General features: G+C 69.0%; 11 protein-coding genes. 6 read left to right on the forward strand and 5 right to left on the reverse strand.

What is annotated here, in order from left to right; all coding sequences use genetic code 11:
- Both ACRDPN_RS06455 and leuS read right to left on the reverse strand, forming a co-directional pair.
- A partial coding sequence (locus ACRDPN_RS06455; protein WP_431446553.1) for a DegV family protein occupies positions 1 to 698 on the reverse strand: 698 nt, incomplete at its 3' end.
- 9 nt (positions 699 to 707) lie between these two features.
- Positions 708 to 3491 (reverse strand): leucine--tRNA ligase, encoded by a 2784-nt coding sequence (gene leuS / locus ACRDPN_RS06460; protein WP_431446554.1) that lies wholly within the window; start codon positions 3489 to 3491, stop codon positions 708 to 710.
- Positions 3492 to 3534: 43 nt separating this feature from the next.
- Here leuS and ACRDPN_RS06465 point away from each other — a divergent pair, with 43 nt between their 5' ends.
- Positions 3535 to 3942, forward strand: a complete 408-nt coding sequence (locus tag ACRDPN_RS06465; protein ID WP_431446555.1) for a glyoxalase superfamily protein — start codon at positions 3535 to 3537, stop codon at positions 3940 to 3942.
- A gap of 109 nt (positions 3943 to 4051) precedes the next feature.
- On the opposite strand, the gene ACRDPN_RS06470 is transcribed toward ACRDPN_RS06465, so the two are convergent.
- Complete coding sequence (locus ACRDPN_RS06470; RefSeq protein ID WP_431446563.1) at positions 4052 to 4924, reverse strand: arylamine N-acetyltransferase family protein; 873 nt, start codon at positions 4922 to 4924, stop codon at positions 4052 to 4054.
- A gap of 97 nt (positions 4925 to 5021) precedes the next feature.
- Here ACRDPN_RS06470 and ACRDPN_RS06475 point away from each other — a divergent pair, with 97 nt between their 5' ends.
- The 5 genes from ACRDPN_RS06475 (at position 5022) to ACRDPN_RS06495 (ending at position 9014) form a co-directional block, all read left to right on the forward strand.
- Positions 5022 to 6173 (forward strand): sensor histidine kinase, encoded by a 1152-nt coding sequence (locus tag ACRDPN_RS06475; protein ID WP_431446556.1) that lies wholly within the window; start codon positions 5022 to 5024, stop codon positions 6171 to 6173.
- Positions 6170 to 6835: a response regulator gene (locus ACRDPN_RS06480; RefSeq protein WP_431446557.1), complete on the forward strand. Its 666-nt coding sequence runs from the start codon at positions 6170 to 6172 to the stop codon at positions 6833 to 6835. Before ACRDPN_RS06475 ends, ACRDPN_RS06480 begins: the two co-directional genes overlap by 4 nt.
- Before the next feature lie 120 nt (positions 6836 to 6955).
- Complete coding sequence (locus ACRDPN_RS06485; RefSeq protein ID WP_431446558.1) at positions 6956 to 7219, forward strand: SHOCT domain-containing protein; 264 nt, start codon at positions 6956 to 6958, stop codon at positions 7217 to 7219.
- Positions 7216 to 8157, forward strand: a complete 942-nt coding sequence (locus tag ACRDPN_RS06490) for an ABC transporter ATP-binding protein (protein WP_431446559.1) — start codon at positions 7216 to 7218, stop codon at positions 8155 to 8157. Before ACRDPN_RS06485 ends, ACRDPN_RS06490 begins: the two co-directional genes overlap by 4 nt.
- Positions 8154 to 9014 (forward strand): ABC transporter permease subunit, encoded by an 861-nt coding sequence (locus ACRDPN_RS06495; RefSeq protein WP_431446560.1) that lies wholly within the window; start codon positions 8154 to 8156, stop codon positions 9012 to 9014. Before ACRDPN_RS06490 ends, ACRDPN_RS06495 begins: the two co-directional genes overlap by 4 nt.
- Positions 9015 to 9036: 22 nt before the next feature.
- Here ACRDPN_RS06495 and ACRDPN_RS06500 read toward each other — a convergent pair whose 3' ends face one another.
- Together ACRDPN_RS06500 and ACRDPN_RS06505 are read right to left on the reverse strand one after the other, a co-directional pair.
- Positions 9037 to 9681: a potassium channel family protein gene (locus ACRDPN_RS06500; RefSeq protein WP_431446561.1), complete on the reverse strand. Its 645-nt coding sequence runs from the start codon at positions 9679 to 9681 to the stop codon at positions 9037 to 9039.
- A gap of 22 nt (positions 9682 to 9703) precedes the next feature.
- Positions 9704 to 10058: potassium transporter TrkG (locus tag ACRDPN_RS06505; protein WP_431446562.1), on the reverse strand; the 355-nt coding region annotated here is incomplete at its 5' end.

Consider the following 10058-nt stretch of genomic DNA (forward strand, 5'->3'; position numbering starts at 1 on the left):
AGGTGCTGCACACCGATGTCGAACCCGCCGTCACATGCACCGCCGGCCTCGATCGCGAGCGCCTCCAACCGGGACAGCGCCTTCGACGTCGTGCGCACCCGCTCCAGCGGAACGACGAGCCCGTCGCGGATCGTGAGCAACGGCTTGAATGCCAGTGCCGATCCGATCAGGGCGGCCGCCGATCCCACTCGTCCGCCCCGTTTCAGGTACTCGAGGGTGTCGACGTAGAGGAGCGTGGTGGAGGCTTCGCCGGCACGTCGCGCGGCATCGGCCACGGCGAGGGCGTCTCTCCCGGCATCGCGCACCCGGACGGCCCGACCCGCCGCGAAACCCGTGGCGATGCCGACCTGCGTGGAGTCGACGCATGTGACCGGTACGGACGCCTGCTTGGAGGCCAGCACCGCAGAGTCGAGCGTGCCCGACATCTTGGAGCTCAGGTGCACCGAGACGATGGCCGTCGCGCCGTCGCCGGCGAGGCGCTCGTACACGGCCAGGAAGTCGTCAGGAGTGGGGCGGGACGTGCTGACCGGCACGAACGCCGTGAGCGCCTCGGCGATCATGTCGGACGTGACGTCGTCGCCCTCCGTGTAGACGACGGGACCGATGATCACTTGTAGCGGAACGACGGTGATGTCCTCGCGCTTCGCATCACCGGGACTCAATGACGCCGTGGAGTCGGTGACGATCGCGACGTTCATGGCCGCAGCCTAGACGACGATGTTGACCAGCTTGGGCGCCCGGACGACCACCCGGCGCACCTCGCGGCCGTCGATGACGCGCTGCACGTTGGCTTCCGCCAACGCGAGCTCGGTGAGCTCGTCGTCGGTGGCCGACGGCGGCACCTCGAGTTTTGCGCGGACCTTGCCCTGGACCTGGACCACGCAGGTGACGGTGTCCTCGACCAGCAGCTCGGGATCGGCCTGTGGGAACGGCTCGTAGGCCAGCGATCTTTCGTGGCCGAGGCGCGACCAGAGCTCCTCGGCCAGGTGGGGAGCGAACGGCGCCAGCATCAGCACCAGCGGCTCGATGATCGTCCGCGGGCGCGATCGGGCCTTCGTGGCGTGGTTGGTGAGCTCGATCAGCTTGGCGATGGCGGTATTGAACCGCATCGCCTCGAGGTCGGCATGGACCCCGTCGATCGTGCGATTCAGGGCACGGCTCAGCGCGAGGTCCGGCTCGATGTCATCCACCACGAGCTGACCGGTGTCCTCGTCGACGACGAGGCGCCACACGCGCTGCAGGAAGCGTTGCGACCCGACGACCGCGCGCGTCTCCCACGGTCGCGACATGTCGATCGGGCCCATCGACATCTCGTAGACACGGAACGTGTCAGCGCCGAATGCGCCGTACATGTCGTCGGGCGTGACGATGTTCTTGAGGCTCTTGCCCATCTTCCCGTACTCACGGGTGACCGGACGGTCCTCGTAGGTCCACTCCGACCCACGTTCGACGACCTGCTCCGCGGGCACGTAGCTGCCGCGCTCGTCGGTGTAGGCATGGGCCTGGATGTAGCCCTGGTTGAGCAGGCGCTGGAACGGCTCCTCACTGGAGACGTGTCCAAGATCGAACAGCACCTTGTGCCAGAAGCGGGCGTAGAGCAGGTGCAGGACGGCGTGCTCGACACCGCCGATGTAGAGGTCGACGCCGCCGGCGCCGCCCGGCTCCCGCGAACCAAGCCAGTAGCGCTCGTTCTCGGGGTCGGCCAAGACCTCCGCGTTGTTCGGGTCCGTGTAGCGCAGCTCGTACCACGACGATCCGGCCCAGTTCGGCATGGTGTTCGTCTCGCGGCGGTACATCTTGGGGCCGTCGCCGAGGTCGAGCTCGACGTTCACCCACTCGGCGACGCGGCCCAGCGGTGGCTCCGGCTCGCTGGTGACGTCATCGGGCTCGAACGTGCTCGGCGAGAAGTCCGGAACCTCGGGCAGGTCGACCGGCAGCATCGAGTCGGGCAGGGCGATCGGGTGGCCGCCCTCGTCGTAGACGATCGGGAACGGCTCGCCCCAGTAGCGCTGACGGCTGAACAGCCAGTCGCGCAGCCGGTACGTGGTGGTGCCGTTGCCGCTGCCCTGCTGCTCGAGCCAGGCGATGATCGTCTCCTTGGCCTCCTCAACGCCGAGCCCGTCGAGGCTGACGTGCTCATTGGCCGAGTTGATGGCCGGGCCCTCGCCGAGATAGGGACCCTCATGTCCCTCCGGCGGCTGGACCGTTCGGACGATTGGGAGTCCGAAGGTCTCGGCGAACTCCCAGTCGCGGTCGTCCTGGCCCGGGACCGCCATGATCGCGCCGGTGCCGTAGCCGGCGAGCACGTAGTCGGCGATGAAAACCGGGATCATCCCCCCGTTAGCGGGGTTCCGTGCATATGCACCTGTGAAGACGCCGGTCTTCTCGCGGTTCTCCTGGCGCTCGATGTCGGTCTTCGCGGCCGCCTGCGCGCGGTAGGCGGCGACGGCCTCGGCGGGTGACGAGGCACCGCCGGTCCAGCGCGGGTCGACGTCGTCCGGCCACTCGCTCGTGACGATCTGGTCGACCAGGGCGGCCTCTGGGGAGACGACCATGTATGTCGCGCCGAACAGGGTGTCGGGACGAGTCGTGAACACGTCCATCGCGAAGTCTGAGTCGACCACGGGGAAACTGACGTTGGCACCGTGGGAGCGGCCGATCCAGTTGCGCTGCATGATCATGACCGGCTCGGGCCAGTCGACGCGCTCGAGGTCGTCGATCAGACGGTCCGCATAAGCGGTGATGCGCATCTGCCACTGGCGGAGGTTGCGCTTGAACACCGGGAAGTTGCCGCGCTCGCTGCGTCCGTCGGCGGTGACCTCCTCGTTGGACAGCACCGTGCCGAGCCCGGGGCACCAGTTGACCGGGGCGTCGCTGATGTAGGCCAGCCGGTAGGTGTCGATGACCGCGGGGTCGTCGGTGCCGAGCTTCTGGATCAGCTCGGCAATGGGCCGTGCCTTCTGCTGCTCGGTGTCGTACCAGGAGTTGAAGATCTGCAGGAAGATCCACTGCGTCCACCGCACGAAGTCCGGGTCGATGGTCGCGAAGGAGCGGCGGCTGTCGTGGGCCAGCCCGAGGCGCCGCAGCTGACGCTTCATCGTCGTCATGTTCTCGAGGGTGGTCTCACGCGGGTGGCGACCGGTCTCGACCGCAAAGATCTCGGCGGGCAGGCCGAACGCGTCGTAGCCGAGGGCGTGCAGCACGTTGACGCCGGTCATGCGCTTGTAGCGGCCCACGACGTCGGTGGCGATGTAGCCGAGCGGGTGACCGACGTGGAGGCCCGCGCCCGAGGGGTACGGGAACATGTCCATGATGAAGTACTTGTCGTCCGGGATGTCCGCGCCGGGGACGGCCAGGTCGCCGACCGGGTTAGGTGTCTCGAACGTTCCCTCGGACTCCCAGCGGTCCTGCCAGCGCTCCTCGATCTCAGCCGCGAGCCTGCTGGTGTAGCGGAACGCGGCCGTATCGGATGAGCTGACTGGGCTGGTCACCGACCGAACTCTACTGTCCCCGCTTGCCAGTAGGTTTTGAGGCATGGACATGAAACTTGAGCTGGTGAACGTCCCGGTGACCGATGTCGACCGGGCCAAGGAGTTCTACGTCGACAAGGTCGGGTTCAACGCCGATCACGACCATGTCGTCAGCGACGATCTGCGGTTCGTGCAGCTCACGCCGCCCGGATCCGCGTGCTCGATCTGCATCGGTACCGGCCTCACCCAGATGACACCCGGCTCGCTCGACAACATGCAGATGGTGGTGTCCGACGCGGACGCCATCCGCGCCGAGCTCGTCGGTCGCGGAGTCGAGGCCAGCGAGGTCGACGAGCAGGCGTGGGGCCGGTTCGTCTACTTCTCCGACCCTGACGGCAACGGGTGGGCGCTGCAGGAGCTACCCGCGTGGAGCCAGGGCGCCGGCGGCGACGGCGTCAACCCGGACGGCTAGGCCGTGCCTGGCGGATCCGCGCAGTCGATCCGGGCGTCATCCGCGCCCGGCTGACAAGGCCGAGGGCCGAAGCCATACCAGGGTTGTCTAGCGAGGAACGAGAACGCAGTCAGCCTGGATGCGGGGGCGTCCGGGCGGCGCGGGGATCCGCCAGGCGCGGCCTCAGCCCGGCCACCACATCGAGCAACCGCACCTCCTCGTCCGCCGAGAGCGGAACGCCGAGCTCGTGGAGCAGCTCCTCGAGCTCACCCTCGCGGAGGTCGCGGTGCTCGGTGGGTTGCCCGGGGCGTCGGATGGTCACGGTCTCGTGCGTCACGGTCGTGTGCCGGTCGACCCCGTGCCGGGCCAGCATCAGGCCGTGCAGGAAGTGGGTGCTCGGGTAGGTGCTGGTGAAGTGGTGGCCCATCAGCACGTCGACCGGATGTACGGGCAGCTCGTCGGTCGTGTGCATCAGCTCCCATCCACTCTCGCGCAGTCGGTGCAGCTCCCAACCCGGACCCACCTCGCCGGGGTCGGCGCGACGCACCTGGTGGCGCCATCCGCGGTGGTCGTCCTCGGCTCCGTCCTCCAGCGAGATGGGCCGCATGAGACTCATCCCGAAACCGGGATCGGCGAGCAGTCGTTCACCGTCGAGCGAGATCTCCACGACGCAGTGGGTGCGCGGCGCCTCCGTGGCGGCCCCGACGCGCCCGAGGTGCCGCTGCACGTCGTACCCCAGGCGTTCAAGCACGGCCGCGAACAATGTCGCGTGCTCGAAGCAGTAGCCGCCACGACCGCGGCCGACGAACTTGGCCTGCACCGCTGCGAGCTCCACGCCCTGGTGCTGACGCAGCAGCACGTCGATGTTGTCGAAGGTGAAGGCGCGCACGTGCGCCTCATGAAGCTCGTCGAGGCTCTCCCGGTCCGGCTCTCGCTCAGGCAGGCCGACCCGGTCGAGGTAGGCCGCGAGGTCGAGCTCGTCGATGTGCCATGGATGATCCATCACGTCGCCAGCCTGCCACCCCTACGTCCAATGGAGTAGGTACGCCTGCGCCGCACGAGGGACGACGTCGACCGGCGGGCTCGCCTAACGTGGTCCCGTGCCTCCCCCGTTCTACGGACCGCCGCGCCGCTTCTGGCTGTTCGGGCCGATCGCGCTGGCCTTCGTGCAGGTGGTCGGCACGTTCGGGGCGGCCCGGAATCAGCTGGATGCCCGCGAGCCGGACGTCGTCGCGGTCCTGATCGCCGTCGCCGGCCCGATGAGCCTGTACGGGCTGCGCCGTCGGCCCCGCACCGTGCTGCTGTTCGTCACGGCGATCACCGCTGCGTATGTCGTGATGGGCTATCCCTACGGCCCGGTCTTCGCGTCGTTCGTGGGCGCGGCTGTCGTGAACATCGCCGGCAGCCGTCGGGTCGAGGCGTGGGGTGCGGTCGGCGCCGTGGTGATCCTGGCGCTCACCGCCCATGCCGTCGTGACCGACGAATGGTCGTGGGGATGGTTCGCGGGCGTGCTCGCCTGGAGCCTGCTCGTGCTGGCCGCCGGCGAGCTCGTGCGGCTCAACAGGGCCCGGATGATCGAGTTCAGGCGGGCTCGAGCTGAGGAACGTCGCCGCGAAGCCGGCGAGGAGCGCCTTCGGATCGCCCGAGAGCTGCACGACGTCGTGGCGCACCACATGTCGCTCATCCACGTCCAAGCCGGCGTCGCTCTGCACCTCGTCGACCGCAGGCCCGAGCAGGTCGAGACCGCTCTGACGACCATCAAGGACGCGAGCAAGGAGGCGCTCACCGAGCTGCGCGACCTCATCGGTGTGCTGCGGGCCGAGGGCGAGCTCGCCCCGCGTGCCCCGGTCGCGCGACTCGACGCACTCGACGACCTGGCCGACCGGGCGTCACACACCGGCGTCACCACCACGGTCGAGGTCTCCGGTGACCTCGACGCGGTTCCGGCCGCCGTCGGCACGGCTGCCTACCGGATCGTGCAGGAGGCGGTCACCAATGTCGTCCGGCACAGCGGCGCCACTCGCGCCCGCATCGGACTCGTCGTCGGGCTGACCGAGCTCGACGTCAGCGTGATCGACAACGGCAGCGGCCCGGGCGACGCCGACGGCGGCCAAGGTGTCGATCATGGCGGCACGGGGCTGCGCGGCATGCGCGAGCGCGCCTCCGCACTCGGCGGCAGCGTGGACCTCTCCCCCGACGCTGGCGGGGGCGCCCGCCTGCACGCGATACTGCCGCTCGGGAGTGCCTCATGACACGTGTCGTGCTGGTCGACGACCAGGCCCTGTTGCGCGCGGGTTTTCGTGCTCTCATCGAGTCCGAGCCAGACCTCGAGGTCGTCGGCGAGGCCGGTGACGGCGAAGAAGCGGTCACCGTCGTGCGGAGCACCAGGCCGGACGTCGTGCTCATGGACATCCGCATGCCGCGGGTCGACGGGCTCGAGGCCACCCGACGGATCACGGCTGAGCCGGCCCTGACTGAAGTCCGGATCTTGATTCTCACCACGTTCGAGCTCGACGAGTACGTGTTCGAGGCCGTGCGGCACGGCGCGAGCGGCTTCCTCGTCAAGGACACCGAGCCGGTCGACCTGTTGGCCGGCATCCGTGCCGTCGCGGCAGGTGACGCGCTGCTCTCCCCCGGCGTGACGCGGCGGCTGATCGCCGAGTTCGCGACCCGCAGCCGGCCCGCGGCGCCGACCGCCCTGCTGGATCCGCTCACCGAGCGCGAGCGAGAGATCGTGGCACTCGTGGGCGAGGGACTGAGCAACGACGAGATCGCCGAACGACTCGTTGTGAGCCCCGCGACCGCCAAGACGCACGTCAGCCGGGCGATGACCAAGCTGCACGCCCGCGACCGGGCCCAGCTCGTGGTGCTCGCGTACGAGACCGGCCTCGTCCGTCCGGGGTGGACGTCCTGAGGGGATTCGTACTCCCGGTGGCGTAGTCGAAGTGCCCTCCCGTGGGCGACGACCCACGGTCGATCTGCCGCGAGTCTGGAAGCACATTCAGATTCGCCCGGACCGACAAGGAGAAACACCATGAACACCACCCTCATCACCGAGCTCGCAGCTCACGACCAGTACGGTCCCGGTGGCTGGTGGCCGATCTTCCCAATCTTCTGGCTGCTGGCGTTCATCGCCGTTCTGCTCTTCTTCGCCACCATGAGCCGACGCCGCCGGCACGGCCACAGTGGTTCGCAGAGCGGGCACGCACGTCTCGCGGAGCGCTTCGCCGCCGGCGAGATCGACGAGGACGAGTACCGCACCCGTCGGGCCGTCCTCAACGAGAAGGACCGGCGATGACCTCGGCTCCCGTCGTCGAGGCGCCCATCGTTCAGGCACGCGGCCTCGTCAAGCGTTACGACAAGTCCGCGACACCCGCGGTCGACCACGTCGACCTGACCGTTCGCGCCGGGGAGATCTACGGATTCCTCGGCCCGAACGGCGCGGGCAAGACGACGACGCTGCGGATGCTGCTCGGGCTCGTCCGGCCGACGTCGGGCACGGCCACCGTGCTCGGCGAGCCGGCCGGATCCTCGTCGGCGCTGGCCCGCACCGGTTCCATGATCGAAGGTCCGGCTTTCTACCCCTTCCTGTCAGGACGCGCCAACCTCCGGGTCGTCGCGCGCCTGGCCGGGGTACCGGCGGATTGCATCGATCCCGCCCTCGCGACGGTCGACCTCGCCGACCGCGGCGGCGACCGATTCTCGGCCTACTCGCTCGGGATGAAGCAGCGACTGGGCGTGGCGGCCGCCCTGCTGAAGGATCCCGAGCTGGTGGTGCTGGACGAGCCCACCAACGGGCTCGATCCGGCCGGCATGCGCGACATGCGCGCGCTCATCGTTGAGCTCGGACGTCAGGGCCGCACCGTCATCCTCTCCAGCCACCTGATGGCCGAGGTGCAGGACGTCTGCGACCGGGTGGCCGTCATCGCCGAAGGTCGCGTGGTCGCCGAGTCCACCGTGGCCGACCTGCGAGGAGGCACGAGCCTCCTCGTGACCGCGCATCCAGCCGATCGCGCGATCGCCTCAATCCGTGACCTCTCGGTCGTCGATGCGGTTCGGCGTGACGGGACGGACCTCCGCGTCGACGTGGACCAGACTCACACCGCCACCGTCGTCCGCGCGCTTGTGTCGTCCGGCGTGGACGTCATCCGCGTCCAGCGCGACGAACGCCAGCTCGAGGACGTGTTCTTCGAGATCACCGGACGCTCCGCCGATCTCGAAGGAGTCCTGTCATGAATCCCGCTCACGTCGTCGACGTCACCCGGGCCCAGCTGTTCGCCATGGTGCGCCGTCCGGCGGCCTGGACGATCGTGGCCGCGATGATCGTGCTGAACCAGGTGTTCAGCTTCCTCATCCCCTATCTCTCGTACCGTTCGTCCGACCCGAGCGGGTTCGACGCCGGATCGACGCCCGCGGAGCTGCTCGAAGGCACCCTGCCCGCGCAGATCGTGACGAACACCTTGGGCGGCTTCCCGGTGTTCGCCGGGGCGCTGGCCCTCGCCTTCGGCGCCGTCGTGCTCGGCAGCGAGTACGGGTGGGGCACGTTCAAGACGATCGTCACCCAGCGACCGAGCCGGCTGTCGGTGCTGGCCGGACAGATGCTCGCCGTCGTCACGTTCCTCGCGGCCACCGTGGCTGTGCTGTTCGTGCTGAGTGGCGCGACGTCGACGGCGATCGCGCTGGCCGAGGGCGAGTCGGCAGCGCTGCCCGGCTTCGGTCACCTGGCCGCCGGATACGTGGGCGGCGTGCTCGTGCTGACAGCGTGGGCGGGTATCGGTGCCGCCCTGTCAGTGGCGCTGCGCAGCGTGGCGCTGCCGGTCGGGCTCGGCGTGGTCTGGGCCCTCGGCATCGAGAACCTCGTGTCGGCGATGGCCCGCACGATGCTCTCGGCGCTGGAACCGCTGCGGGACGTGCTGCCGGGCGTCAACGCCGGCTCACTGGTCGCGGCGCTGACCCCGGACCGCATCGGCAGCCCGGCCCCAGGGGTGGCCGAGACGGTGAGCGGCACCCAGGCTGTGACCACCCTTCTCGTCTACGTGGTGCTCGCCGCCGGGCTGGCCGCCTGGTTCAACCAGCGGCGCGACGTGGCGTGACCGTAGGGAGACGCGCCCTTAGCTAACGGTGCGTGAGGGCGCAGAAGTTCTCGACCTTCGTGGTGGGGCCGGAGACGATCAGCTCGTCGGACGACGTGATCGACGTCTCCGGCCTCGCGTACGTGAAGTCCTCGCCGCGCCGCTTGACCCCGACGACCGTGACGCCGTACTTGGCGCGCAGACCCGTCTCCTCGAGAGTTCGGTCCCACGACACCTCCGGAGCCCGGGTGCGGGCGATGGCGAAGCCGTCGTCGAACTCGATGTAGTCGATCATCGCGCCAGTGACCATGTGAGCCACGCGCTCGCCCATCGCCGACTCCGGCCGGACGACGTGGTGGGCACCGACCCGCTCGAGGATGCGGGCGTGCTTGGCGTTGATGGCCTTGGCCCACACCTCCTTCACGCCGAGCTCGACGATGCTGAGCACGGTGAGGACGCTGGCCTCGATGTCGGTGCCGATGCCCACGACGGCGCGGTCGAACTGCTCGGCCCCGATCTGCCGGAGGGCCTCGGTGTCGGTGGAGTCTGCGGCCACCACATGGGTGAAGTCGCTGGCGAAGCGCTGCACGACCTCGGGGCGCTCGTCGACGGCGAGCACGTCATGACCGAGCTGCACCAGCGACCGCGCGACCGACGAGCCGAAGCGGCCGAGGCCGATCACCAGCACCGGTTCGTGGTTACCACCTGACTTAGCCAATGATCGGTTGCTCCTCGGGAAGGTGGTACCGCGTGGTGCGACGACGCAGGACGAACGCGGACGCCGCTGCAATCGTGCCCACTCGGCCCACGAACATCAAGACGGAGATGGTCATCTGCGCGTCGACGGGTAGCTGAGTGGTGATGCCGGTGCTCAACCCGACGGTGCCGAAGGCGGACGCGCACTCGAACAGCACGACGTCGAAGGCGAAGTCGGTCATCGACATCACGATGAACGTCGAGCCGACCACGAGCATCACCGCGAGCAGCGCGATCGACAGTGCCGTGCGGATGACGGCCGCGCTGATCGACCGCCGCCCGATCGTCACGTCGGGATCGCCTCGCAGC

It is taken from the genome of Aeromicrobium sp., assembly GCF_050700635.1.
In the GTDB taxonomy this organism is placed as follows: Bacteria; Actinomycetota; Actinomycetes; order Propionibacteriales; family Nocardioidaceae; genus Aeromicrobium.